The sequence below is a fragment of the Halorussus sp. AFM4 genome (assembly GCF_051194995.1).
In the GTDB taxonomy this organism is placed as follows: Archaea; Halobacteriota; Halobacteria; order Halobacteriales; family Haladaptataceae; genus Halorussus.
In genome coordinates, this window is sequence record NZ_JBNTJT010000005.1 from 415,104 (window position 1) to 441,405 (window position 26,302).

Sequence of the window (26,302 nt, forward strand, 5' to 3'; positions counted from 1 at the left end):
CAGAGCCAACTCAGATGGCGTCGTTCTGCTTCAGGTGATCGAGATCGTTGGCATCGTAGCCGTATTCTTCGAGCACCTCATCGGTGTGTTCGCCCAAGAGCGGCGGGTGAGTACGGACGCTGGCAGGCGTCTGGGAGAAATGCATCGGGACGCCCGGCATCTCGACCTCTCCAGCGGTGGGATGGTCGACCGAGGCCCGCATCCCACGGGCGCGGATCTGCGGATGGTCATAGACGTCCTCCATGTCATGGATCGGCGTCGCAGGGACATCGTGAGCTCGCATCCGCTTGACGATCTCCTCAGTCGTGTAGTCAGAGATCTCGTCCTCTAGCAACGGTTCGAGAACATCTCGGTTCCGCACGCGATCGTCGTTGGTCGCAAACCGCTCATCGTTGACCAGATCCTCCCGGCCTAACGCCTCGCAGAAGTTCGCCCACAGGTTCTCAGAAGGGACGGCGATGACGGCGTGGTCATCCTGTGTCGGGAACACCTGATAGGGAACGATGTTCTTGATCTTGCCTCCCCGGCGGCCGGGCGGGTCGCCGGTGGCGAAGTAGAACATCGCGGCGTAGGTGTTGAGCGCCGCCGCGGAGTCAAGCAGGCTCAGATCGAGCTTCTGTCCCGTTCCATCGCCGAACTCTCGCTTGAACAACGCAGCCAGGATCGCTTGCGTAGCGTAGTAGCCCGTCGCAAGGTCGGTGATAGCCACACCGACGCGGACGGGCGGCCCATCCTCCTCACCGGTGATGCTCATCATGCCACCCTCACCCTGCATGATAAGATCGTAGGCTGGCCGATCTCGGTCCGGACCCCACTCGCCGTAGCCAGTGATGTGGCAGTACACGAGCCCCGGGTTGCGGTCACGTAGATCGTCGTAGCTAAGCTCCCACTCAGCCATCTTGCCAACTCTGTAGTTGTGGAGAAGCACGTCGGCATCGGCTGCGAGCGTGCGGAAGGCTTCTCGACCGGCATCGGTGGTGAGGTTGAGGGTCACCGAGCGCTTGTTCCGATTGATACTCAGATAATAGGCAGCCTCGTCGGAATCGCGATAGGTGGGCGGCGTCCATCCACGGGTCTGATCGCCTCCGTCTGGGCGTTCGACCTTGATGACATCCGCGCCAAGGTCACCGAGCTGCATACCACAGAACGGTCCTGCAAGTACCCGTGAAGCATCCAGTACGGTGAGTCCTGAGAGCGGCCCTTCATCACCGTCAGGGTCGCGCGCTTCGCCAGTCATGGTCTCCCCCAGGTAGCGTGCATCGTGATAACAATACGCTGAATTACTGATAAAGCTCAGGGTCACCGTCTAGTTCCGATATATCATCGCTTCTTCGAGCATCATCGTCAGCGATCAACGGGTCGGAGAACGAGTGGATATTACAGAGGTCTGGTCGGAGACTGTGCCGCCAGCGGATATTCCCCTCTCGGTCGAGTAGCATGAGTGTGCAGACGTTGCCGTGGCGACTGTTAATCGGGACGGCGACGTACGACTCGCCCCGGAAGTACGTGGTGTCGGGCGTGTGATGGTTCAACGCGAGATTTTGGTCCGACCCTTGCACCCAGAGCTCGGTTAGTTCACCTTGATCCGGTATCGGTGTAGCAGCGGACTGGATTGGCGGTCCCGTCAAGCCCACGACCAAGAGACAGATGATACTCAAGACACGTACCCGTCTGTTATGCATCCCTAATCACCCATCTCCGAATCTGACACAGTAGCTCCAAAAGTGGTTCTGGCCCAATCATCGAAAAAGAGAGCCTAAGGTATAGAGCATATTGCAAACCACTGGCGACCATCACCGACCCCCGATGACACCGACAGGCGTCCTTCAGTGGACGCAGAATGGAGTCGGGGTGCCGCTTGCGCGATTGGCCAGCACCGAGGATAGTCACGCCTGCCCTCGTTACGTGTCGTCTCGAACGTGCCGGTGTCTCGGTCGTCCGCGTTGCTGTTGTGGTCGTCTGCTCTCCGAGAATCGACGGTAGGGCGACTGAAACCACGACTGTTGGGTTCGGATGCTCTCACCAAAAATGAGTGCGAACCCTCGGATGGTCTTATCTGACCGCACTCCGCTGCGGTCGTGTGGAGAGTTTTCACACCTGCTTGCCGTTTATCAGTGGGACGCCGATACGACCAATGGGGGTTTTGAAACAGTGACAAACAACGAAGCAAGCCGAACGGGAAGCGACGAAAGGACCACGAGACGACGATCCATGCACACTGCCGCGCTGACCGGAGCGGTCAGCAGTGTCAGTGGACTCGCTGCCGGATGAGACAAAACGGCCAAGCGAGGGAAACAGGACGTAGCGACGAGTTACAAACTCGGCGGCAAAGTCAGTGGCTGGCAGGGACGAGCGCCGCCCAAGATCGAGGGCGCGGTGAACCCGACGCTGAACCTGCAACCGGGCAAGCGGTACGAAATTACGTGGAAGAATCTCGACGGCGCACCGCATAACTTCGCCATCCTCAGCCAAGACGGTACCGTACTGAAGAAAACCGAAATCGTCTCCGAGCGGGGAGCGACTCAGACGCTGACGTTCACGGCCACTGAGAAGATGGACGAGTACCTCTGCCAGGTCCACCCCAACTCGATGCACGGGCAGATCGCACTCGGCGGGAGCGGCCAGACCACCCAGGCGGCTACCCGCCTATACATGGCAGGACGCGACGGGGGACTCCTACTGGTACTCGCTGTACAACATGAACAACACCATTTCGCTGTCCGGGGTAGGTGTCGTCTTCCCGAACACCACGAAGCAGAAGAAGATATTCAAAAAGCGAGTGCAGGCGATGCTGAAGCACTCGCCGCTCGAACGCCCGCCCATCAAAAACCCGAACCTGAATATGGCCCCATACACCGAGGGCGACCCGCACTTCACCTAGAAGCCGGTGTTCCCGTTCAACACCGACCAATAAACCCGCATGACTCTTCTTCTGAGGAAGGACTGCCCAGTCGGCGCGGTAATATCTGCGGATGGGGCCGAGATAGCCGCTACGAGATAATGCACAGGGTGATGGACTGCTTCGGTGAAAAGAACGAGGTCGGCCAGCGACAGGCCGGGGCTTACATCGAGCTGTTGTTACCAGTTTGATTGCCAGCGGCTCCCCCGGTCTCCATCGTGATATCACCGACCATCGTGTTCGGATGAATCGTACAGATGTACTGAGCCATCTTCTCCTCGGCGGTGAACCGGACGCCTTGCACGGCCCCCTGCTCAGACACGGTTTGGGTCACGGCAACGAGCGATTCGAGCGTCGTCTCTTGGCCGCCCGTTGCATTGCCACCGGTCATATTGCCGCCGGTCTGATTCCCCGTCGTCACGCCGGTTACATTCCCGTCGCTAATATCGAGCGAGACGGTTTGGTTCTCGGTGGTCTCGTTAATCTGCTGAAAAACGTCGGGCTGGACCGACAGCGGTTCAAGGACTTTGAGGTTGTTGCCCTCCGCATCCTGGATGGCAAACGTGTGCGCAATACCGTCCAAGTTCTGCCACATCAACGTGTAGGTCGTCCCCGCGTTGAGAGGCAACGTCGGATTCGCCGATCCAGTCGCGGTCGCCTCACCCGGCAAGCGGTAGCCCTGCCAGCCGGCTACTTTTCCACCGAGCAGGATGACCTCTTCGTTCTGGCCTTGGGCCAGTACTGTAGCGTTTAATCCAGCCAGCGCGCCCGTTGCAGCCGTCGCTTTCAGGAAGCGACGGCGGGACGTTTGCTGTGTCATTGAAACCCCCGTTAGTCACCGACAATCCAATTACGGAAAAGACAGTTGGCTCAATCCTCGAAAATGGCCGACACACTATACAGACACTGCGCATCAGAAGCATTTGCGTATCAGCAGACTTCCGTTACCAGCAAACCGGAACTCAGCGCTTCTTACCGAGTAGAACTGGAGAAGATAACGTATGGCATGTTGTTCACGGTGCTGTCGTTAAGAAGGATTCAATGAGTTCTGATGTGGTCGTTGCCCTAAACCAACGGCGGACAGGGATTTCGAGGTCCGAGCCAGAACTCTTTTTCCACTTCTTCTTGGCGGTCTAACGGGGGTTCCAATGGCTCAAGACGACTCTTCGGAAAAGACACGGCGACGGGACGTGCTCAAAGTAGCAGGTGTGACGGGGGCGCTCGCTAGTTTCGGCACGCTGGCCGGTGCGCAGGACCAGACCACGACTGCGGGCAGCGAGACGACGACCGGCGGGGAGACGGGCGGTCAGGAGACCAACACCGCCACCGGGGATGCGCAACCGATCATCCTCGGCGGCGAGGTGGACGGCTGGTACGGGTTGGTGCCCAATGCGATTGAGGGTGAGGAGAACCCGACGTTGACGTTGACGTCGGGGACGACGTACGAACTCACGTGGATCAACATGGACGGAGCGGAACACGAGTTGCTCATCCTCGACGCCGACGGGAACATCATTACAGCCACCGAGTCGGCTACGAAACCGGGCGCAACCCGAACCATGACGTTCACGGCCAGCCAGAAGATGGCACGCTACAAGTGCGAGTACCACCCGAAGCGGATGCGGGGTGAGATACTTCTCGTATAAAACCATTTGAGGCACGCTTGAATCGTCGAACGCCACTCAACCCAACTAAACTTCTCGTTGGCGAACTCCTCGCTGAAACGTATTAAACCATCGTTTTCAGCGACTGAAGAGGCAGAACTCGGCCATTACTGCACCTCACGAATACCTCTTCATCGCCGTTTGGATTGCAGTAGAATTACGAAAACGATAGATAGCATACTTTCCGAAAACGACAGACAACGGAAATCTCTGTAACTGTGAGCGCGTTTCGAATTTCGACAGACACGACGGACAGTCTCTAGTTGTAGTTGTAGATTATCTCTCGACTAGTCGTTTCTAGCGACGTATCGATGGGTCGAACGACTAACGGCAGTCGAGGACGTAGCGTCGAGGAGATTCACACGGGAGGAACCCACGAGGTAACGACCGTGCTTGTAGACCCGTGGTTACTCGCAATGCTCGCGCTTGCCGGACTCATCACCGCTGTGCCTGCGGGTCTCGCACTCGCATCGTTGGCGCGCCGTCGCTCGCGGTCGTACTTCTTAGTCGCGCTGGCATTGTTCGCGCTGTTCGTTCGGACGGTCGTCGCAATCGCGTCGATGATGGGTGCGCTCGGCCATTCGGCTCACCACCTGCTCGAACACGGGCTCGACGTTGCGATGTCGACGCTCGTCATCGCGGCGGTCTACTACGCTCGGGAAATCGTACGCGGTACCACGGAACGAACGTCTCCATGACCACCGACACGCGGACGAAACTGCGGTCGTACGTCGAAACCCCCCAGCCCACCATTTTAACGCGCTCGTCCGGGAACTCGATTTGGCACCGGGGCAGGTCCAGTATCACCTCCGGCGGCTCCGTAAGGAAGACGCCGTCGTCCAAGCGGGGTACTACGGCAAGACACACGTTGATCGATTCGAACGGCTCGTCGATCAGTTACTCGGCGAGTGACTCCCCCTCAAATGCTGCACGTCTTAATTTGGGGCGTGTGCGAGCAACGCACGCGAGGTCGGGTGGTCTCTCAGTTGGCCTGGTGCGGTCTTCCTAATCGAGTTCGAAGCCCGAACCAGAATTCGCTTTACCGTACCAACCATTACTGAGTAGCATGAATCGACGGGAGATGCTCACGGCCACTGCCGCTGCCCTTTCGTTTCCGGCACTTCACTCAAGAACTGCCACCGCCGGGCAATCGGCGTCTTACGAACCACTCGGGAGCGTCTCAATCACAAATGCAAAGGAAGGAGTCGTCGGGAACAATGGCAAGACAGGCTTCGTCGCAACGACTACAGGCTTCGCAACGTTGGACATCAGCACGCCCACCAATCCGACGGTCATGGCCGAGCGGAGTTCGCTCCTCGCGGACCGAGAAAACGGTCCACTACAGGAGATCTGGGATTTGAAAGTGGAGGGGGACCGCCTCGTCGTCGCCGGACCAGCCAACCCCGGTCACGAACTCAATGGGTTTCTCTTATACGACGTCAGCGACCAGACGGACCCAGAGCAACTCGCGTTTTATGAGACCGACTTTTCCATTCATAACTGCTTCGTCCGCGATGGGCTCGTGTATCTGACCGGCAATAACTTGGGTGAAAATCCGCTGGTCATTGTAGATGTCCACGGGGACCAGCCGGAAGAGGTCGGCCGGTGGTCAATCCTCGACGTGAACAACGCGTGGGCGGACGCCGATCCCTGGCTGCGCTGGCTTCACGACGTATGGGTCCAGGACGGCCGCGCGTATCTGGCGCAGTGGGACGCCGGAACCTGGCTGGTCGATGTAAGCGATCCCAAAAATCCCGAATACGTGAACCACTTTGGGAATCGACCGTTGGAGGAACTAGCCAGCGTTCCCCAAGGGGACGTGAACACGGAGGTGACCGAACCGCCGGGCAACCACCACTACGTGACGGTGAACGACGATGCGTCGCTGCTCGGGGTCGGCATCGAATCGTGGGACGTTTCGGAGACCGAGGGTGGCGGTCCCAGCGGCATTGAACTCTGGGATATCTCCGAGCCACAAGCGCCACGCCAGCTCTCGACGATTCAGCCACCCTCGACACCGAATCCGACCCGCAAGCAGATCCGGACGCTGGCGTACGGCATGGGCTACGCCCACCGAGGCTGTCACAAATGCGGCCATCGCGGGACCGAGGGCGTGTGGACGACGTCTCACAACTTCGACATCGTCGGCGACCGACTGTTCAGTTCGTGGTATCAAGGCGGGGTGAAGATTCACGACATCAGTGACCCGAGCAACCCCGAACAGTTAGCGTGGTGGCGCAACCCACAGGAGACGGCGTTCTGGACCGCAAAGTTCGCAACCGAGGAGACGTTCCTCGCCAGTAGTATGGGCCAGCAGAACGATGGGAAAGGCGGCGTCTACCTCTTCCCGAATCGACGGGGACAACAGCAAAATCCGCCCGGTTTGACGACCTCAAGTACGACGTATTGACTCGATAATGGATACGGGCTATACGATTATCTCCGACGCTGTTCATTTGAGGTGAGCGTTATCGTGAGACCGCCGCCGACCGTTACGAGAAATGAACCAGAATCACGAATAGCGTACCGACGGTAGCTCTATCTGGGAGCATGGGAGAAACGAAACCGGCAGCACGAGACAGTAAAGCGATATTCAAGTCTCAGACTCGGCGACGGTTCCTTCGAGGGACGCTCGGGACCGCGGCTTCAGTGACTGTGATCGCCGCAGCGAGCGGCGTCGCGGCGGCACACTTTCCCGTTCGACTCGATATCGACATTCAGCCCAAAAACGAGGCCAACTTTATTGATTTAGACGAACACAAATCCGTAGCCGTCGCTGTGCATCCGACCGAGTTCCTCAACTCAGACGGAGAACGCGAGACGTTCGATCCGACAGCCGAAGCCGTGCGGTATCGCTTCGGCTCGCGGTTCGCACTCGACGATGGAGAGGGTGCTCGCCCAGTTGGTGATGGCGAGGTCATGACGGTGGAGGGTGAGAATGGCGACGGCCACGACGCGCTCGTGTTGACGTTCCCGGTCGCCAAAACGGGACTCGACGGCGGAGAGGAAACAGCGTGGTTGTACTGGGAACGCGATGAATCCGGCGAACACGGATACGCTGGTGTCGATTCCGTCAGAATCTACGGGACCGGGACGGCCACGAGAGACGCCGAAAGCGAGGCGTCCGAGAGAGAACTGTTCGAATTATTTCGGCGGCTAATCACTGCACTCACTACGTCCGGCTAATGGAGCAGACCCTCTCCTTAGTTATTTTTCTTTGATGAGAGCCAATCGATAGTGATTCAGCCGTAATCTGGCCGATGTCCGAGAAAACGGTGTGGAAGCAATCGATGAGTCCATGAGACGGCTTTGAATCGACCAGTAATTTCGAGGGACGTACCAGAATCCGTATTGAACTATGGTCTCTACTCCTTTCTAATGCAGCGACGAGATCTCCTTCGTGCAGGAACGGTCGGTATTGCTGGACTTGCAGGATGTATCGGTATCTTTGAGACAAGATCAGCGATGTCACCGCCACCTGTCGTTGAAAATCGACCGGATGCAGTCTACTTCCCAACGCATATTGAAGGGATGGAAATGGCTGGGATGGGTGGGTCTGGTCGGTACAAAGCCGGCGTGATGTACAGCTATCCCCACCGGTTTTGGACCATAACCGGTACGAACACGAACAAGGTCACCATCCAAAATGACGACGATGTCCACCTCATGGTGAGTCTCTGGGATTCAGAAACAAAAACAGTCCTCCCAACCGCGAACGTCTCGGCAACAATCGAGAAAGACGGGAAAGAGGTTGACTCTCGGTCGTTGTGGCCGATGCTCTCTCAGAACATGGGGTATCACTTCGGTGATAACATGTCGCTCGACGGTGACGGTACGTACACTGCAAAACTTGACATCGGCCAAATGCAGGCTCGCCGGATGGGAACGCTCCAAAGTGCTTTTAGTGAGCGGACATCTATAGATGTGGAAATCGAGTACAGTGCGTCGACGAAGAACGACATCATGTTCAAACAACTCAACGACAAGCAGGGGACGAAGGGCGCTGTGAAACCTATGGAGATGCAGATGATGCCGGTCTCGCAGGTTCCGAAGCCGAACGACCTTCCGGGGACGAATCTCGGTGAGGGAACGAGCGGTGACGCCACGTTTGTTGCAGTTACCACGAATCAGACACCCCATTTTGTCTCTAATAGTAAATCGTATCTCGCCGTCTCACCCCGAACGCCGTACAACCGCTACCCACTCCCGTTCATGGGGTTGTCGGGGAAGTTAATCCGAGACGGAAAGACAGTGTTCAATGGTGACCTGCAACCTGTGCTCGACACCGAAATCGGGTACCACTACGGGGCTGGCGTCGAGGGCGTCGAATCGGGCGACGATCTCGTTATATCAGTCGAAGCACCGCCGCAGGTTGCGCGTCACGAAGGTTATGAAACAGCATTTATCCAGATGTCTAATATTCAGATATCAGTAAGATAATCACTTAGCAGTTGTCCACGATGGACAATCCGTGACCACCTGAAGGGACTACACCACACAATGTAGGGGAATCACGATGTGTGACATGCCAGGGGGCACAAGAGTTTTCGACTACATTATTGTACAGACGGTATGCGTCTCCGGATGGGGGCGAGTCTCCTCATCATCGTTCTCCTATTAGGTTCGGTCATTGGTTACAGCGTGCTCCGAGAGGACACCCAACAGCAACTGACCGCACAGTGGGTGAGTACCCCACAGTGGAGTCTCGAATCGAACCACCACTCGCCGACCGGCGTGACTGTCGACGGCGAGACGTTCGTTGCGGTCCCGCTCAACAGTCGACAGGCGGAACACTGTCGGTTACGTGTTTTGGACGGGAACGGGACCGAGCGGTGGCACGCGGATCTTCCGGAATCAAGTTGTACCGTTCACTCCATCTCCGATCCGACGATCGCCGACTATGACCAAGATGGACGCCTCGAAATCATCGCCGCGACGAGTCAGAAAACACTCGTCGGGTATGACCTCCGGACTGGAGAGAAGGAGTTGGTGCACCAGCTTACGTCGCTCGGCTACTCGAAGCCCATCGTCACGAACTTCACTGGCACACAGGCACCAGAAACCATCGTCGCAGACCTTCTCGGGGGCGTGTTCGCACTGAATGCGAACGGCACCGAGATTTGGCGTCGGAACTTTCCCGACGCCCGGGTCCGGCAGCCAGCTATCGCCGACTTCGACGCTGACGGCGCCCCGGAACTGGTGATCGGTCAAATAGAAGGCACGGTTGTCCTCCTCGAAAATAACGGGAGCACCGCATGGCGAGCCAATCTGAGCGACGTGACCTCCGCCAAATGGATGACGACCGGCCAGGCAGACGAGGACTCACCGAAGGAGATAGTGCTCACGACGTTCAGCGGGACAGTGATTGCCCTCGACGGGGCACACGGCGCGGTCCAGTGGCGCCGCGATTTCGACGCGACCGGCGCGACCGTCCATTCATTGGGCGACGGAGACGGCGATGGGCAGGCAGAAGTGTACGTAGCTGCCCGCGATGGAGTTGTTCGCAGCCTCGATGCGAGCAACGGGACGGTCGAGTGGGCGACCACACTCACCACGGAGGAGTCGATTGTCGGGCCGCCGCCGACGCTCGGTGACATCGACGGCGACGAGGCGTCCGAACTCGTCGCGGTCAGTAACGCGGGCGTCGTCTCCGTCGTCGATCCGAAAACGGGGGAAATTCAGTCGACGTACAAGCGAGAAGTCCCGATTAACAAGTACCCCCGTCTGAAGAACCTCGACGCCGACCCCGCGGACGAAATCATCGTCATCTACGGCGATGGGAGTGTCGCCGTCCTCACCGTCGGTTAATGAACTCGGGAACGGAATCGGACTTCCTCGAACTTCCCGGATAAATCCCTGAGTTTCAACGATTAGCGCTTTTCCCTCCGAGTAATTTACGGTCGCTTCACTCCGCAATCGGGCTATCCCTCTTTCTGGCTATAACCGGATTCTACGAAGAAGAATCAGCTATCCGCTGCCGGTCTTGAGCCGATTGCCTTCCTCTTTCGACGTATGTACCAAAGCCACTTTGCATGTCGGAGAGCTACGTCACAACTTGTGCATGAGAAGACTAGCTTCGACGGAGCGATGCGTCGATTCTCCATGTATGAACTCATGCGGACGTTCTCGCTGACATCCGGTGAGCAGTCGCTAACTCGCTCTTTATGGGGACGGCTAATGACCCTCTCTGTGGCGGTTATCAGTAGTACCTCGGTCGCTCGTCCGGTGGCAGCTCACGAAGGGACGACCCACGCCGGGACACCACACTCGATTCTCCTTCTGTTCGTCGTCCTTGGACTTGGCATCGTGATCGGAAGCGGAGTCGCAGTCCGTCGCCGGCTTATCAGTGGTCGATTGGGGATTCTGGGGGCATTTGCCGGATTTGGAATCGGAGGGTTCGGTGGAATCGGCCTCGTCGAAATACAGGTGGTCGCAGCGACTGGCCCGCAATTAACCGAGTGGTATCCCATTGCGAGTCTCGTCGTGGGGTCGATGGTCATGCTCGGAAGTCAGGTGTTGGGGATGATATATTGGCCGCGCAAACCGCGGTACCTCGGCCTCGGCATACTCCTTGGCGTGTGGATCATGTATCCGGCGCTGCTTCCGAACCAAGGGGTATTGCACCCACTCGGGTACCTGCTCGTCCCGGCGATTCCCCTCTCGATTGGGTACATACTCTGGCACGATGCACGCGGTGTCCTTCGGACAGTCGTATCGCAGCGATTTCCACGAGCCGTCGGCATGATCTCGGCTGTGCTGTTCAGCGTCTTTTTTGCCTTCTCCGCGGGCACTCTGTCCATCAATCCGGACACCAGTGCTGGAATGCGTACTGAGGGATTCGTGACGACTTTGCCGGTTTCAGGGCCGCTCGTCTACTGGCCGGCCGTCGAGTTCTACCTGCCGTCGATACCACTGGCCGGGATGGTCTCGCTCGGGACGCTTCTCCTGTTCGGGCTTCTCGGTGGCCTGATCGGATTGAATGCAGCCGTGGTGGCCGTACAGTGGGACGGAGCAGACGACACCGCGTCGACTCGTGCGCTGGCCGGCACGCTCACGACTACCGGCGCGACGGCGTGTTGCTGCTGTGCCCCCGCGATGTACGGAATCACCAGCGCGATCTTCGGCGCAGCTGCTACCCCTGTCTACTGGGCGTTTATGGACCCGTCGTCACCAGTTGGCGGACTCTTTTTTGCAGCAAGCGTTCTGTTGCTGACGGGAAGTCTCCTGCGGGCAACAGGGAGCCGCGGTACGCGAGTCAACTGCGAGGTTCCGGCCACCTCGTCCTAAAACCGCCACTCAGTCAACACGCTAACGTAGTGTTCCCGATATTTCGCATTTTCCGAAGTCAGTTGTTCTGTGAGGCCGAAAGCGCCACGACTCGACCGTCACCGTACATGACGAACGCCTCTGCACGACCGTCACGGTCCACATCTGCAAGAATCGGATGGGTGAAGATAGGCACGTCGCGTTCGTAGTGCGCCAGCACGTCCCCAGTGGTCGGATTCACGACGGCGGCGGTTCCGTCGTTCGTGACGGCAACCAGCTCCGGGGAGTCGTCGCCGTCCACGTCGGCGAGTGATGGTGGGGGCATCATCTGTACGTCTGCCGTCGTTAGCGTGGTCGTCCATTCGATCTCCCCACTCCCGGCCGCGATGCTCCGGAGTTTCCCATCACGGGCCACCGCGTACACTTCCGGTGAGCCATCTCCGTCACCATCGCCGAACGCATGGACGGCAGCAAACCGTCCGAAATCGTGCTCCCATTCGACGGTTCCCCGTTTACCGTCGAACATCGTCACGCCGCCCGCGGGCGTTGCAGTGACAATCTCTTTCGCCGTGTCCTCGTCGGCCTGCCCCGTCGTCATCCATGTAATCGACCCGCCGAAGGGGTCGGTTCGACGCCACGCGATCGTCCCGTTCTGCTCGAAGAGATAGAGGTCGCCCTCTCCACCGATACCGACCGCGAGTTCCGATTCGCCGTCGCCGTCGAAGTCCGCGACGGCCGGTTGGCCCCACGTGTACCGCCCGAGTTGCTTCGACCAGACCACCGAGCCGTTCGGCCGGAGCACGTACACCGAGCCGTGAGCGTCCACGACGATGATTTCTTTCGCGTCGTCACCGACGAAGTCCGCCACGACCGGCTTCGTGTAGCCGTACGAACTCAGGTTGTGGCGAAACTCGACCGCACCGGTCGTGGGGTGGAACGCGATCACCGCCTGCTCGGTCGTGCCAGCCAGCACTTCGACAGTGCCGTCGCTATCGTAATCCGCCAGCGTCGGATCCGCGACGGAGTGAATCGTACAGTTGGCCGCTGGTACTTGATACTGCCATGCGGTCGTCCCGTTCACAGCGTAAAGGCCATAGAGCGCACACTGGGTGGTGTCGGACCGTCCGCTTACGGGCGCGTATACCATTCCCTGGTCTTGTGGTCGCCCTGCGGCAACTGCGTGATGGTTCGCGGTCACCTCTCGACCCGTCTCGCTCACCCACTCCGTCGTGAGGGTCACGGTCTCCCCGCCGAAGGCGCCGAGACCGAACGCCACCACTCCGAGTAGGCCAACGAGGACTCCGAGAATGACCACGACTGTCCGCAGGCGCATATCCGGAGTTGGAAGTCGGGCGGATAAAGAGTAGCGATACAACGGACGGATTCGATGTGCAGACCACCAACTACTTCCATGCGACGACTCGGTATTTACGTATGAGTTGGGCGCGCCGAATCGGTCTCAGCGTCGCGTTCGTCGTCGCAGCGGTGGACGTCGTTGCCGCCCATGATATTGGCGGGACCCGGTTCGATTCGCCTCTCCCGCTCACGGTCCTTTTTCTCGGCGCTGGTGCAACGGTTGGCCTTACAGCGGCATGGTTGGGTCGAAGCGAGGACCTTGTGCCGACCGAGACTCGTACGGTCGGTCGGCTATCTGCCGAGACGATACAGGGGATACGGCTCGTCAGGCGGTTTGGATTCACTGCCGTCGTCGTCTTTGCGGTCATTCGGGGGCTCGTCGGACGGCAGGTCGCCGCGGAAAACGTCGCAACTGTCTTCGTCTGGCCACTCTGGCTGAAAGGGCTCGGGCTCGTTTCGATTCTCGTCGGAAGTCCGTGGCGAGCGCTCTCGCCGTGCCGGGGCGCCCATGCGGTTCTTGAGTTCTTCGAAGGGAGTCGCGTCAGACTCCGTGTGTATCCGGAGCCACTGGGCGTCTGGCCTGCTGTTGTCGGCTTCGTTGTTGTCGTGGGTGTCATTGAGAACCTCACTGTCATTCCGCGATCGCCCCGTCTCACGGTGGGATTCGTCGCGCTCTATGCAGTTGTGATGGTCCTCGGTGGTACTCTCTTCGGGCGGGCGTGGTTCCGACATGCCGACGTGTTCGAGGTACTATATAGGCAGTTCGGACGCGTCGCGCCGGTTCACGTCCGTGCGCGGAACGACGAGTATGTCTTGGAAACGCGCTTTCCCTGGGAGGAGTGTTCGTCGTCAGTCGCAGAACCAGGTATACTCGCTTTCATCGTCGCGATGGTATACACGGTGAGTTTTGACGGCTTCACGAATACACCCGAGTACCAACAACTCCTGTTCGCAGTCCGCGATGTGCTCACCACAGGGGCGCTAACCGGGGTGATCTTGTATATCATTGGCTTCGTGGGGTTCGTGCTCAGCTTCGTTGGTGCTGCGGCGGCTGTCGAACGACTCGGAAATGTCACTGAACGGTCGGCCATCGCAACTGCGCGGGCATTCGCGCCGACTGTGGTTCCGATTGCGGTCGCCTACGAACTCGCACACAACTACCCATTCGTGCTTCGTAACCTTGCGCAAGCTCTCGAACTCGGACTTCACGCAGTTGGGCAGGACCAAGCCACCGTAAGCTTGCTCGGCTGGTTATCGCTCCCCGTCTTCTGGGGGACGCAAGTGCTCCTCATCGTCGTCGGCCACGTCGTGGCCGTGGTCGCCGCTCACGAAGTTGCCGTCCACCGGTATGAACCCCTTGCCCGCGCTCGCCGGGCCCACCTGCCGTTAGTCGTGGTCATGATCGGCTACACTGTACTGTCGTTGTGGATTATCTCACGGCCGGTCGTCTCCGGATGACCGCTCACCAGATTCACGTCTCTCGAGTTCCTACTTTCCAGAAAGCACATGGGAGGAAAACATGAGGTGGCGAGTGCGCTTGCCGATCCGTGGTTGATCGTAGTACTCACGGCTGCAGGCATCGTCACGGCGGTGCTCGTCGGACTCGCGCTCGCGACGGTGACGCGCCGTCAGTCGCGGTCGTACTTCCTGATTGCGCTGGCACTGGTCGCGCTATTCGCCCGGACGATCGTGGCGGTCGCCTCGATGACAGGGGTGTTCGGGGATGCGACGCATCATCTGCTCGAACATGGGCTCGATGTCACGATGGCGGCGCTCGTAATCGGGGCAGTGTACTACGCGCGGAGTATCACTCGTGGCGGGACGACGGAGGGTATATCGCATGAGTAATCCGACTCGAACCCGGCTTCAATCACACATCGAGACCCATCCCGGCCAGCATTTCAACGCGCTGGTCCGCGATCTCGACTTAGCGCCGGGACAAGTGCAGTATCACATCCAACGGCTCTGCACCGAGGACGCCGTCGTGCAAGCGGAATACTACGGGAAGACCCACTACTATCCGCCGGAAATCGGCGAGTGGGAACGAGGTGTCCTTGCGCTCGCTCGGCGGGAGACGGCGCGCGATGTGATGTTCGATCTCTTAGAACACAGCCCATGTAGTCCGAGCGAAGTGGCCGAGAGAGTTGGAATTGCTCGAAGCACCCTCGAATGGCATCTTGACCACCTCGTCGAACAGAACATCGTCCACAAGCAGCGGGACCACCGCAACCGCGTGACACTCGAACTCACCGAGCCAGAGCAGACAGTTGAACTGTTGAACACTATCGAACCGTCACTACCAGCGCGGCTCGTCGATCGGTTCGAACGCCTCGTCGACCAGTTACTCGGTGAGTAACCGCCTCCATCTGAAGCATTCCTATGGCACAGTAGGCTTCCCTCTACTTCAGCGTCGTTCGTCATCGCGTACTTAGTAGCCGATGCAGTAACCGCCTCCGCCGGTCTACGCTTCGATTAATCCGCATATTGGAAATAGTAATTACAAGCAGATGTGGCGGAGAGCAGCAAAGCCGGTCGCCTACTCGATATGGTCGAACGTCTCCGAGACAGACCGATACGTCCGGTCGCGACTGGTTCCCGCCGCTTCGATGACGTCGTATTGGTCCATCTTCGAGAGATAGTTGCGGACTGTCCGGTTGGTCTTCGGGTCGTCGACGTGCTGTTCGTACTTCTCGTAGAGGTCGCTCGGCGAGATCGCCTCGTGTTCCTCGATGATCTGGTAGAGCGTCCGTTGGTGGTGGGTGAGCGTCTCGATGTCTTTTTCGTGGCGTTCCACGCGGGCTTCTGGAACCGCGATTTCGACGACCCTGTCCGTAATCTCGGTGAGGTTCTGGCGTTGCGCCTGCCGAGCGGCAGTTCGAAGGATACTGAGCGCAACCCGAGCATCTCCGCCGGCGGCGTCAGCAATCGTCTCGAGCTGGCTGTCGGCAATCACGCCCTCGTCGACGATGTACAGACATCGTTCACCGCGCTCCAGGCCCTGCTTGATGTACGGGATGACGGTTGCGAACTGCTCGGCCTGTTCATCGTAGATAAGTGCAAAATGGTCGTTCTGTTCGTGTCCGTGGAGTGGTTCGACCGGGCCGCGGAACTCGACGGTTGATTGCAGGACTTCGAATCCTGTATCGGGGGTGGCCGACGACTGGTCGGCAGGTTGTCCAACGCGCTCGCTCATGAACACCCCTCCAGGTGTATGCATCGAAGTCCTGGTTTTACGACGACACCGTCTTTTTGCCTGGGGAGAGAGTCGCGGAAATCACCCGTAGCAAGGACAGTCCTAGAAATCAATGTCGTCATATTGTCAACCGCCCAGCTCCCAATCATTAGTGACTGTATCGAGGTACGGGAAAGCTAAAAACTCACGGTTACCTGAAAATCATCGCCTCGATCATAATAATCCGGGTAGAATCTACCTTGACACTTGTTTTCCGCCAACACTAACCAGGTTGTCTGCTGTGCCGAGGCCAACGTTCCATCCCTGCACCACATCTCAGTGGCTGTGAATCACCAATAGCCAGATTCTCGCGTACGGTGATTACGGTGTCCAAATCGCTGGCAAACGCCACATGGTATTCGGGTACATCATCACGACCGGCCTCGACTACCCGATCGCGTGCGACCTCTACCCTTAAAAGAAACCGAGCCCCACGGCCCAAAGCATCTATCTTCAGGAGTTTCCTTGCCGATAGCGTCCAAGGAAGTTCCGTGGGCATTGTGCGAAGTGCATCCTCCTGGTCGAAGAAAGGGTAGGTCGGCACTTCGGCAACGTGAGATTCGGTTCGCACAAGCTGTTCTGTCACATCTGCGGCCCGAAACCCTTCAGAATGTCAGTATTCAGAACAACGTCAGCCTCCAAGAGACGGGTTGTAAAGTCCGCACCACGCATTGCTCACCACATTTATGTATAACTACTGATTGAATAGTAGAAAGAAGAGGGTCGATTACTGGCCTGGGCTTACGCTCGGTCGAAGTACTCTCGACGTTGTCCAATCTACTCAATGAGCGTTCGCTCGTCGTCGTGTTGGTCAAGTTCGTCTTTCGGAATATTCATGCGCTCCCTCACTGCTTCCGGGGGGAATACCTTCGGAGAGCCAGTGAGTGGCTGCACTCCGGCGAATTGCTATTGGCCCTACCGAGGAGGGACACTTCCGACCGTAGACCCGGACTATCGGTCGAATCGTTACCTTCCCATACTACGGGTATAGTATGGCAGAGGTGATGATATCGGTTATCAGCCTTAGCCGAACTCCGTTGCGGGAAGGCTGGTAGGGGACAATCCCAGTCGATGGTTACGGCTTTCTCGGCGTGAGCTAATTCGCCAGCCTGATGTGGGTTTACGACAACATTCGGCGGTCCTCGGGCGAATAATTCTGGTGCTCGCCGTACTCAACGTTATCAGAACTGCCTCGTTCTCGCTACTGGACTCGTTCAGAATTCTTGACCGACTTCGTAGACAGTCACAAGTGTGCTGAATACAGGGCGCATGTTCAGCCGAGGTGACGTCACACGGAACTTAATCCTCGGTCACGCCAAGTACTCAGTCGTCGTCCTCAAGGTGGCGGGAGTACTCGTACGATTCTTCAAGGAGTACGAGGGTCCCGTCCTCTGTGACATGATAATCGAGACTCGCCGTGAAGTCCGTGCCTTCAAGCGTGATGGTGAGATCGTCACCATCCGTCGCCGTGGTCAGGTTGAAGGCCATCCTCCCATCCTCATCAGTCGTTCCCATAGTATTCCCGTCAACGACTACGCTGACGTTGGCCACGCCATGCTGGTGCTGATCCACGACCTGCACAGTCACATTCCCCGATTCAAGGCTGGCCGACGCCTCGACATTGTGCGGCCCAGCCACCGTATCAGAAGCCGAGGCATCAAAGGGAGGACCATCGAGGCCGCCAGTTGCAATCACACCGCCTGCCGCAAGCAGTACGACCACACCGGCTGCGAGACTCTTAGTGATGTCGAACATTACTCCCAATTAGTGCATCCAGCAACTTCAATCATATTTACGGCTAACTTTGATAAACGCATTACAACCCGAGCAGGAGCGGTGGGAGGACTGAGACAAACCCCAACCATGATTACCTGTAATGCTCTTTAATCAGGTAATGGCCTCCTTATCGCAATTCTTCTCTGAGGACCATGCAGGGTGGGTTCTTGCGGTGCTCGGCGGGTCGTTTGTCCTTCTCACCGCGCTCCATATCGCGGTTGCCCACACCGACCAGCCGCTCGCAGAAACCCTGATCGATACCATCCTGATCGCTGGCCCCGGATTCGGCCTGCTGTACACCGGCTATCGCCTCCCCCGGACCGAGATCCATGAAACGGTCTATCCCAGCGTTGTGAAATGGTCGCTTGGCGGTCTCGGGGTGATGCTTGGCGTCGTGGGGCTCCTTATCCTCAATCCCGGCGGGAGTGTCGACCGGCCTGTTCGAGCTCTCCTCATCGCGACGGCACTCGGCAGCGTCGGCGGCCTTGGAATCGGCCTCCACGATGCCCGGGCCCAGACCCGGGCGGTAGAAGCTGAACAGTACAGCTACGCGCTCGAACAGGCCAACGCACGCATCGAACGGCAACACCAGCGATTAGAGAGTTTCGCCGGGATGCTGGCACACGAACTCCGGAATCCGCTCCAAATTGCACAAATCTACCATCAACAAGAACAACCCCAGAACGAGCAGGCTGCCGAGGAGGTCGCGACAGCCCATGACCGCATCGAGGAGATGATCGACATCCTCTTGATCACGGTACGGGGAAAAAGTGCGACAACCGCTGTCGAGCCGGTCGCAATCGCGGACCAGGCCACCGATGCGTGGGCAGCGGTCACCACCGATACGGTCGATGGCGAGCTGGTCGTCGAGACGGAAGAGACGGTGCAGGCCGATGCCGCCCATCTCCAGTACCTGTTCCGGCAGTTGTTCCGCAACAGTCTGGAACACGGTGGCTCGGACGTGACCGTACGCGTCGCTAGCTTGCCCGACCAAGAGGGCTTTTACATCGAGGACGACGGCCCGGGCATTCCCGAAGACGTTCGCGAGGACGTCCTGAAGGTGGGATTCACCACCAAAGCGGATGGGCAGGGACTCGGACTCACGTTCGCCGCGCAACTCGCCGAGGCATACGACTGGACGTGGACTATCACCGAAAGTGCTACGGATGGTGCCCGGTTCGAGTTCCGAGATGTCGACCAAGTTGCACCGGAACAAGAAGACGAAGAGGAGGTACACCGGAACTGACTCCGAGGTTATGCTCGGTCGATATCCGTCGGTGTGGAGAGTCCCCTGACTGCGACACGGGCGTGAATGGAAGAGATAGCGCTGCCGGAATGTGTTTAAGATCCTCTCTGGCAGATTTACCGAGAATGGTTTTGTATATGGTATAATCGGAACGGTCAAAACCGGCGCAACGGCCACGGGGTTTTACCCTATTCACCACGAAAAAAGCAATTGCAAACTACTCGCCGCGGACACGTTGGTTCTGTAGCATACCTTAACAACCTATGAACCTTGAAACGTCGTTCGACCTGTTGAGTCGCCCGATGCGTCGCCATATCTTTGCGATTCTCAATGACAAGGAGTCACTTTCGCGCCATCAACTAACTACTCGGGTTGCGGCTCTTGAAGCCGAAGACGACACTGGCGATGAGCAACTGCGACGGCGGATTCGGATTGCGCTCCACCATAATCACCTGCCGAAATTGGCTGATGCTGGTGTCATAACCTATGATGAGGGGACGGTGACTGCGACGGAGGCTCTGGAGTCAGTTGCTGCTGGCCTATCCTTGGGCGATACAGACCGCTCATTGGCCTCACTATAGATTAATAGCCATATACGGAGGGAAACGCGACGTAGAGCAGTTGAGCCAGCACTGACGGAATTACTCCGGTGCAGGAGGCCTGTCCAAAGCGCGGCGAACTTGATGATGGGAAGGTTCACGGCAGTGTAGCCGACGTCTCCGAGTTGGCAGTCCATAGTGGGGACAGTCACAAGGTTAGGAAGTATGTTCTCCATATTCGAGTCCTGGGTTCGCAGAACACTCGACAGGCGAAAGACTGCCTCGTTCCCGTGGCCAATTCCGGTAAGGCAGAGTGCCATAGACAACGGACACCTCGGTAAATAAAAGGCAGAATATAGGTAACGAATTTTTATCAATCAATGTAGAGGGTGTATCTATTACACGACCACAGTGACGGAACCCGTTAAATGAAAAATATTTCCTAAACACTTAACCGTGGTAATTTTAAAGAACCGCCCTAAAACTCCGACAATGACTACCTGCTCATTTCGCCCGAAGGAGTCGTGTTCGGCCAGTGAGCGCATCATTAAACTAATTGCCGAGCAATCCGATACTGACCCGCTTGACCTCCCACCACTCTCTGAACGTATTGACCCCGCCGCCATAGACCACCTGTTCACTCCCGACGACGGGGAGCCAGTGTTCGGAGAAATCAACTTCTCCTATCATGGCCACCATGTATCGGTCGCCTACGATGGCGAAGTCGTGGTTACAGCAACCCCCGAGTAGCTTTTGTCCGCCGACGTCCCCGCCCTCCTACGGCTTATAGGATAGAGTCAGATTCCCTATGAAGACATCCGACCATCAGTCGAACACCTTGGTGTTCGGCGGAGGCGTCCATCCCGTCTACCCAACAGAGAGGCCCACACCACAATAGTCACCGACAGCAGGTACCTACTGCAGAATAGGCAGAATAGCTCCAGCAGCTAACGCAGCTACCTTCGGTCGAGTCAGTCCAGTAGCTACTGCAGGTGGGGAAGTTCCAATAGCGACGCCAGCTTCCAGCCCTACCTGGCTCTCCTCAGCTCCCGACTGTTGCTATCCCAGCTACTCTTCCGACTCCCGTCGTCGATTCGCTGGTACCGGACGTCGAAGTCCTTGTAGTGGGTCAATTGCTCTTGGAACCCTCGCTCAGTGTCGAGAAGAGCATCATCGCGACCGTCAACCCTGGGGACGGGATGTCAACGTCGGCCTCCGCGAGTACCTGTTCGTGGTCAACCTCGTCGACGAGCGTCCGAAGTGCCTCGCGCTTCTCATCGATCGAGAGCTCGCGCCGGATGAGTTGCTCCTGGCGTTTCAACTCCTCCAACTGGGCGCGGACATCCTCGAAGTCCGGTTCCAGTCGAAGTTCATACTCGTCGATGGCCGCTTTCAACTCGTCGATGGCGTCAGCGATGTCGTCGGCGTGGTCACGGAACGCCTCGCGGAGCCGTTGAAGTGTCTCCTCCCGCTCCTCCGCGATGGCAGCCTCGATCCGGTCGCCGAGGTCGTCGTCGTAGTAGGGGTCAAGGATGTCGCGAATCGCCTGCTCGTACTCGTCGGGGTAGCGCGCCTCGAACGAGTTGATTTCCACAGGGTCGCCCTTCGCGTAGTCCGCGAAGTAGTCCTTCTGCCGTTCGTAGGCGAGCGCGCCGGGGTTTCGGTCGATGAGTCCCCGGGGTTCCTTCGCCGGTGTCGCCGGGACCACGTACTCCTCCACCTGTTCTTTCGTAAGGGCGGCATGGTGGACGCGGGCCTCTACGTCGTGGAACGCGGCCTCAACTTCGATTTTTCGCGCGGCCGACTTCGGCATGTCCAGGCCCTTCGGGTCGAAGTCCGAGATGATAACGACGACGAGGTCCTGGTCACGCTGCTCGGCGATCTGGATGGCATCGCGACACATCGAATACGAGAATTCGCCTCCGCCGGCCTCCCGGATGGTCGCACCGTACTCCGCCGCCAGCGACTCCTTGAGGACGCCCTGCTTCTCACTCCAGAGCTCGATATAGTACTGCTGGCGGGCGGTCGCGTGATAGTAGACGTCGTCGAACGCGGCCTCGACGATTCGGCGAGCCTGCGTCTCGATGAGGTCGGCAGGACTCTCGTAGTTGACGCGCGCGGGCGTGATGTCGAGCGCGATTCGGGTCCGGCGGAAGCCGTCGTCGACGGCGATCTCTCGGAACCCTTGAGCTTCGAGTGGCTGGTCGTACGCTGGCGCCGGGTCGTCACGGTTATCGAACGCCGTGGGTTCAGGGTCCCAGTTTTTCGCGTCGAGGATGCTGTCGGGGTCGACGAGCCCGAGGATCTGCGCCCACTTCGCGGCGTCCTTCAGTTCGTTCCAGCACTTCTGGGTGTTCTCGTATTTAGTCCCGTCGCGGAGCTCGTAGCCTTCGCCGAGTATCTGGTAGTGGAGGCCGCGCGGGTGAACCTCGGGACGGCCCTCCTGCTCCCAGATGTTGGCGAACCACTCGGCCTTCTTCAGGTCCGAGGGCATGACGTAGGCGGCGTCGTTGTTCCGGGAGAGCGCAAGGAGATTGTCGACGTTGACGTCCTCCCCGCGGTCGCGCGCGTCGCGAGCGGTTGCTTTCAGCTTCTCTCGGAGGTCCGCTATCTCGTCGCGGGAGTCGAGAAGGTCGCCGAGACTCGGGTCCTCGGACATCGAGTATCAAGAGAACGGACTCACTACGGTGACTTGATCATCTGGAGTGCATTATTGGAGAAAACCCTTAGGTTAAAAATCGTTCCAGCTGATGGTGATCCCTAGAACCACCATTGGCCCCTGTAGTCTACAGGGCTCAGATTCGGAGGATTCTGGTACTGTTCGTACAATCGGTACGTTAATAACTTACCAACGTGTACATGCGAGTGTAGAGTGCCGCGGGAGACAATGATCCCTCGCTGAAGGGGTATGAGCCTCCCGTTGCCGCTCACCGTGCCGCAGAAGACGATGATCCCTCGCTGAAGGGGTATGAGCCTTCTGTCGCCACGGTTCTCCGGGTACTCATCTATCGACTAGCCAGCCGTAACGACTCTAACACTTGGGCCGCCGACTCACAGTCCCCGTCGACCAAGTTCCGATACCACGTATTCGCTGCCAAATCGGCTATCTGGAGTCCTGGAACCGCTTTACTATCCCCCGTATTGCATCTGAGACCATCAGGGAGTGCGTCGAGTTCTGCGACACCGGCTTCAAGCCGGTCAGCCGTTTGCTTCCATACTCCAGCATCAAGCCAAACTTCTACCTCATCGAATCTCGATTGCTCAAGGAAATCCTTGGCAAAAACTGGGTTCAATACGGAAGCCAAGGCGAGTAACTGAATCGTTTGCGGTGCTTGGAGGTCTCCGACGACGCGACTCAGCGTTTCAACGCCGAGGTCAGGATGGAGGTCGTGGAAGGAAACCCGGAGTGGACTGGCATGATTCCACGGTAGTGGCCCTGAAACGAGGGTACTGTCTTGGTAGACTTGCGAGCGAAGAGACTCGACAAGATGATCGACCTCGGTCGTTGGAGACTCGAACTCTTGAGCTCAGACGGTCGGTTATCATGTGGGAGGACGTCCATAAGGGCGTCCATCAACCCGAGCTTCGTGGGCTTGAGGATAGTCCCCGGATCCGACCGATCTGAGATACACCAGCATGCGGCAACCGTATAGCATTCTCCGCGGTGGTGCTGGCCGCTCTCATCCACAAAGACGTAGAGATTCGACATATGGAGGACTCACACGGATATTTGAATGTCAGCGCCAGCGCTGCTGATACAGGCTTGCGATTTCCAGGGTTCGTCGCCGGACGGTTCCATGCTCTATCTGGTGGTGAGGGAAGGTTGGAATAAAAAGGACCCGTTCGGGCGCGTGCGCGTGACCGAAAAAGTCAATCCTGCAGACGGCCTTGACGAGGAGTACCATTGGAGGGTCAATGCTGACGACCTGCCGGTGCTGTCACCCGACCACGTCTGCGCCTTTATGACGGGCGGACTCTGACCGTAATCGTCTACTTGTTCTCGCGCTCTGCGCATGGGGCTCCGATCGAGTGAAGTGACAGCTGTCCATCGGTCGAATGTTGTACTGAGTGGTGATAGTCGCGAGCTCATCGCCAGGCGCAATGTTGTACCGCGGCGTGATGGGTTCGACCGTAGTCGTGTCGAACCGCTCTTTGAGGACCGACTGCGAGACGAACAACGAGGTCCGACTACGCATTAGTGCTCTACGAACTGGGCGGTAATAATAGCCTTACTCGTTCCTGAGCAGACAATAGCACGGATTCTAATGGAGGTTCTGTATCTACCGTTTAGTACAGAGGGTGAATGTATCGTGCCCGCTATTGACCTGCCTCATGGCTGGTAGAAATGCCGTGCTAAATAGAGGGCGCGTATCTTGAACGCCGACGAGTAGTCGATTCGGCGTCATCTACATTCGTGTCTAATCAAGTTACGGTGTCGTCACTCTATATTCTCCCGACGAGGGACGCTAAATGCCGGGCGACGGCAAATTCTCCAGGTGCCTCAATCGAGTCGGGATCGGGCTCGATTATCTCGCGAACCAGTGAAAATGCTTTGACAGCCGATCCCCACGATAGCGTGACACCCGCACCCCCATGACCATAGTTGTGAATCACCGGACGGTCATCAATCCTTTCACGTTCGAGTCGGACCCCTTCACCGCCCGGGTCACGGACGGGCCGGTAGCCGTAGCGTGCAGTCACGTCGGTCGTTTGTAAATCGACTTCCGTGTACTCAGTCAGAAGTTCCGTATTGGTGTCGATGATTCGGGCCGGCACGGAAACCCCATCGATCGTATGCGTTGCTCCCTCAATTTCCCCATCCCACTCGGTCCCTGAGTCGAAATCGAACGGAATTCGGCTCCCTCCAAGCACGAGCCCATCCATCCGCGGATAGGCGTACACCTCCCCAGCAAGATCCGAATCAATGGCTTCTGGATCGGGCGTGTACTTATATGAAAAGAGTTGGCTGCTGGAATTTCTTACTAGTTGATGCCCTCGGACGATGACCTGATGACCGACTTGAATCTCACACGGCCGAGGATCGTCACAGAGCTCCCACGCACCGAGCCCAGCGCAATTGAGTAGAACATCACCAGGGAGTTCGAGAAACTCGGCACGAGTGAGTTCTCGCTTTCGAATGTCACCGCCAAGACTCCGGTAGAGGGAGTAACAGCGTTCGATGAAGATAGGCATTTCAGCGAAATAGGCATTGAATCGCCAGCCGGAGACTTCAGGAGCATCCGGCCGATGGGGATATTCATCGAGATCAGTTACTCGGTGAAATTCATCGACACTATCTCTGTAGTCGGGATCAGGGCGATCCTCTTCATAAAGCACGAAATGAGGTTGTCGACGCACACCCATAGTTCCAGCCTCGGAGAGAATACCAAAAAATTCCTGAGAGGTGGCGAATACATCTTCTAAGTCATCCATTGTTACCGAGGCGGGCTGAATCGACGCAGCAGCGTATGGGGTCGCCACTGACGGCTGTTGGTTGTCTTCGAAGGGTACGTGAGCCGTGTAAAGTCTCGTGTCATATCCCCCTAGTTCTAAACAGAGTACTGCTGTAATTCCAATAACGCCTCCTCCTACTACTGTGACATCTGGGTTATCGGTGTCAGTAGTCCTCATACGCTTAGTTGATAAGTAGTCTGTTGAAAAACTCTGCCGTTCTGGCGCTCATTCCCCGCCTTGTGAAGTGACGAGACTCTCGATGTTTGATAAGCGGACGAAGATTCTCCTCACGAGCTAACGCCCGAACCTTCTGGTCGTCATAGCTCTTGTCACCGAGGAGAATCGCCACCTCACCAGTGTTCCGCTTGATGAGTGACAGCACGATTTTCGAGTCGTGTTTTCTGGTCGTCGTTACGTGGAATTCAAGGATTGTATTCGCTCTCGTGTCCACGAACAGTGTGACTGTCAACTGCTGACTCGTCATCTTCCTTCGTTTCGTGTAGTGCTTCGAGGCGTGACTACGGTTGAACCCAGAGACGTCAATCCCAACGACACCGTTGGTCGGGAGAAGTGTGACTGAGAGATTAAGAAGAACGAAGAACCCGCCAAACAGCCATATCGAGCTGGTTGAACTCTTTACACAACGTCGAAGGAGAGGGGAGTTCCTCATGATCAATGGCTCTCCGAATTTGGGGCATCACGATGAGTCTGTCAAGAAGCATCCGGTACGTCGTATTCTTCCGAACCTTGAGGAGGGTATGACGTCGGGCCGAAACGAACAGGTCATTGCTTTTGTAGCGATCCTCCTGGTCAGTCGCGGCGATTTGGACGACGAACTGCGACGTGTTGAAGGACCAGTCGCCGTCACCA

Annotated in this window: 23 protein-coding genes and 1 pseudogene; 16 read left to right on the forward strand and 8 right to left on the reverse strand. The window is 57.6% G+C overall.

Features of this window, described 5'->3' with window-relative positions; all coding sequences use genetic code 11:
• Positions 1 to 10: 10 nt before the first annotated feature.
• A complete protein-coding gene (locus ACQUQF_RS22100; protein ID WP_435181392.1) occupies positions 11 to 1,237 on the reverse strand; it encodes a CaiB/BaiF CoA transferase family protein in 1,227 nt (408 codons plus the stop codon).
• A gap of 1,139 nt (positions 1,238 to 2,376) precedes the next feature.
• On the opposite strand from ACQUQF_RS22100, the gene ACQUQF_RS22105 reads away from it, so the two are divergent.
• The gene (locus ACQUQF_RS22105) at positions 2,377 to 3,090 is read left to right on the forward strand and encodes a cupredoxin domain-containing protein (protein WP_435181394.1); all 714 of its coding nucleotides are present in this window, start codon (positions 2,377 to 2,379) and stop codon (positions 3,088 to 3,090) included.
• On the opposite strand, the gene ACQUQF_RS22110 is transcribed toward ACQUQF_RS22105, so the two are convergent.
• Positions 3,063 to 3,719, reverse strand: coding sequence for a twin-arginine translocation signal domain-containing protein (locus ACQUQF_RS22110; RefSeq protein WP_435181395.1), 657 nt, complete (start codon positions 3,717 to 3,719; stop codon positions 3,063 to 3,065). The two genes, ACQUQF_RS22105 and ACQUQF_RS22110, sit on opposite strands and share 28 nt — an antisense overlap.
• A 328-nt stretch (positions 3,720 to 4,047) precedes the next feature.
• On the opposite strand from ACQUQF_RS22110, the gene ACQUQF_RS22115 reads away from it, so the two are divergent.
• From ACQUQF_RS22115 to ACQUQF_RS22150, 8 genes are all read left to right on the forward strand, one after another.
• Positions 4,048 to 4,545, forward strand: coding sequence for a cupredoxin domain-containing protein (locus tag ACQUQF_RS22115; protein WP_435181396.1), 498 nt, complete (start codon positions 4,048 to 4,050; stop codon positions 4,543 to 4,545).
• 329 nt (positions 4,546 to 4,874) lie between these two features.
• Positions 4,875 to 5,261 (forward strand): DUF7471 family protein, encoded by a 387-nt coding sequence (locus tag ACQUQF_RS22120; RefSeq protein WP_435181397.1) that lies wholly within the window; start codon positions 4,875 to 4,877, stop codon positions 5,259 to 5,261.
• A gap of 82 nt (positions 5,262 to 5,343) precedes the next feature.
• Positions 5,344 to 5,475: a hypothetical protein gene (locus tag ACQUQF_RS22125; RefSeq protein ID WP_435181398.1), complete on the forward strand. Its 132-nt coding sequence runs from the start codon at positions 5,344 to 5,346 to the stop codon at positions 5,473 to 5,475.
• Positions 5,476 to 5,629: 154 nt separating this feature from the next.
• The gene (locus ACQUQF_RS22130) at positions 5,630 to 6,973 is read left to right on the forward strand and encodes an LVIVD repeat-containing protein (RefSeq protein ID WP_435181400.1); all 1,344 of its coding nucleotides are present in this window, start codon (positions 5,630 to 5,632) and stop codon (positions 6,971 to 6,973) included.
• Positions 6,974 to 7,113: 140 nt separating this feature from the next.
• Entirely contained in the window at positions 7,114 to 7,749 is a 636-nt protein-coding gene (locus tag ACQUQF_RS22135) for a hypothetical protein (protein ID WP_435181402.1), read from the forward strand.
• A 192-nt stretch (positions 7,750 to 7,941) separates the two neighbouring features.
• Entirely contained in the window at positions 7,942 to 9,003 is a 1,062-nt protein-coding gene (locus ACQUQF_RS22140; protein WP_435181404.1) for an iron transporter, read from the forward strand.
• 132 nt (positions 9,004 to 9,135) lie between these two features.
• Positions 9,136 to 10,371 (forward strand): PQQ-binding-like beta-propeller repeat protein, encoded by a 1,236-nt coding sequence (locus tag ACQUQF_RS22145; RefSeq protein ID WP_435181405.1) that lies wholly within the window; start codon positions 9,136 to 9,138, stop codon positions 10,369 to 10,371.
• A gap of 417 nt (positions 10,372 to 10,788) precedes the next feature.
• Complete coding sequence (locus tag ACQUQF_RS22150; protein ID WP_435181407.1) at positions 10,789 to 11,850, forward strand: hypothetical protein; 1,062 nt, start codon at positions 10,789 to 10,791, stop codon at positions 11,848 to 11,850.
• A gap of 58 nt (positions 11,851 to 11,908) precedes the next feature.
• Here ACQUQF_RS22150 and ACQUQF_RS22155 read toward each other — a convergent pair whose 3' ends face one another.
• On the reverse strand, positions 11,909 to 13,162 hold the full coding sequence (locus ACQUQF_RS22155; RefSeq protein WP_435181409.1) for a PQQ-binding-like beta-propeller repeat protein: 1,254 nt from the start codon (positions 13,160 to 13,162) through the stop codon (positions 11,909 to 11,911).
• 101 nt (positions 13,163 to 13,263) lie between these two features.
• Here ACQUQF_RS22155 and ACQUQF_RS22160 point away from each other — a divergent pair, with 101 nt between their 5' ends.
• Genes ACQUQF_RS22160 through ACQUQF_RS22170 form a run of 3 tightly spaced genes read left to right on the forward strand, consistent with a single transcriptional unit; the run spans position 13,264 to position 15,541 of the window.
• Positions 13,264 to 14,643: a hypothetical protein gene (locus tag ACQUQF_RS22160; RefSeq protein WP_435181411.1), complete on the forward strand. Its 1,380-nt coding sequence runs from the start codon at positions 13,264 to 13,266 to the stop codon at positions 14,641 to 14,643.
• Positions 14,644 to 14,691: 48 nt separating this feature from the next.
• Positions 14,692 to 15,033, forward strand: a complete 342-nt coding sequence (locus ACQUQF_RS22165) for a DUF7471 family protein (protein WP_435181412.1) — start codon at positions 14,692 to 14,694, stop codon at positions 15,031 to 15,033.
• On the forward strand, positions 15,026 to 15,541 hold the full coding sequence (locus tag ACQUQF_RS22170; RefSeq protein WP_435181413.1) for a winged helix-turn-helix transcriptional regulator: 516 nt from the start codon (positions 15,026 to 15,028) through the stop codon (positions 15,539 to 15,541). Before ACQUQF_RS22165 ends, ACQUQF_RS22170 begins: the two co-directional genes overlap by 8 nt.
• Positions 15,542 to 15,721: 180 nt before the next feature.
• On the opposite strand, the gene ACQUQF_RS22175 is transcribed toward ACQUQF_RS22170, so the two are convergent.
• Positions 15,722 to 16,378: an MEDS domain-containing protein gene (locus ACQUQF_RS22175; RefSeq protein ID WP_435181415.1), complete on the reverse strand. Its 657-nt coding sequence runs from the start codon at positions 16,376 to 16,378 to the stop codon at positions 15,722 to 15,724.
• Positions 16,379 to 17,740: 1,362 nt separating this feature from the next.
• Positions 17,741 to 18,172 (reverse strand): hypothetical protein, encoded by a 432-nt coding sequence (locus ACQUQF_RS22180; protein WP_435181417.1) that lies wholly within the window; start codon positions 18,170 to 18,172, stop codon positions 17,741 to 17,743.
• Between the two features lie 139 nt (positions 18,173 to 18,311).
• On the opposite strand from ACQUQF_RS22180, the gene ACQUQF_RS22185 reads away from it, so the two are divergent.
• The 3 genes from ACQUQF_RS22185 (at position 18,312) to ACQUQF_RS22195 (ending at position 20,728) form a co-directional block, all read left to right on the forward strand.
• A complete protein-coding gene (locus ACQUQF_RS22185) occupies positions 18,312 to 19,439 on the forward strand; it encodes an ATP-binding protein (RefSeq protein WP_435181418.1) in 1,128 nt (375 codons plus the stop codon).
• A gap of 263 nt (positions 19,440 to 19,702) precedes the next feature.
• Complete coding sequence (locus tag ACQUQF_RS22190) at positions 19,703 to 20,020, forward strand: DUF7344 domain-containing protein (RefSeq protein WP_435181419.1); 318 nt, start codon at positions 19,703 to 19,705, stop codon at positions 20,018 to 20,020.
• 450 nt (positions 20,021 to 20,470) lie between these two features.
• Positions 20,471 to 20,728, forward strand: coding sequence for a HalOD1 output domain-containing protein (locus ACQUQF_RS22195; RefSeq protein ID WP_435181420.1), 258 nt, complete (start codon positions 20,471 to 20,473; stop codon positions 20,726 to 20,728).
• A gap of 379 nt (positions 20,729 to 21,107) precedes the next feature.
• Here the strand turns inward: ACQUQF_RS22195 and ACQUQF_RS22200 are convergent, their stop codons facing one another.
• The gene (locus ACQUQF_RS22200; protein WP_435181422.1) at positions 21,108 to 22,637 is read right to left on the reverse strand and encodes a hypothetical protein; all 1,530 of its coding nucleotides are present in this window, start codon (positions 22,635 to 22,637) and stop codon (positions 21,108 to 21,110) included.
• 1,075 nt (positions 22,638 to 23,712) lie between these two features.
• On the opposite strand from ACQUQF_RS22200, the gene ACQUQF_RS22205 reads away from it, so the two are divergent.
• Positions 23,713 to 23,958: a hypothetical protein gene (locus tag ACQUQF_RS22205; RefSeq protein ID WP_435181424.1), complete on the forward strand. Its 246-nt coding sequence runs from the start codon at positions 23,713 to 23,715 to the stop codon at positions 23,956 to 23,958.
• A 463-nt stretch (positions 23,959 to 24,421) separates the two neighbouring features.
• Here the strand turns inward: ACQUQF_RS22205 and ACQUQF_RS22210 are convergent, their stop codons facing one another.
• Both ACQUQF_RS22210 and ACQUQF_RS22215 read right to left on the reverse strand, forming a co-directional pair.
• Positions 24,422 to 25,609: an FAD-dependent oxidoreductase gene (locus ACQUQF_RS22210; protein WP_435181426.1), complete on the reverse strand. Its 1,188-nt coding sequence runs from the start codon at positions 25,607 to 25,609 to the stop codon at positions 24,422 to 24,424.
• Positions 25,609 to 26,187 (reverse strand): annotated as a pseudogene (locus tag ACQUQF_RS22215) (transposase); the annotation flags it as partial. The pseudogene ACQUQF_RS22215 and the gene ACQUQF_RS22210, both read right to left, overlap by 1 nt.
• Positions 26,188 to 26,302: the final 115 nt, after the last annotated feature.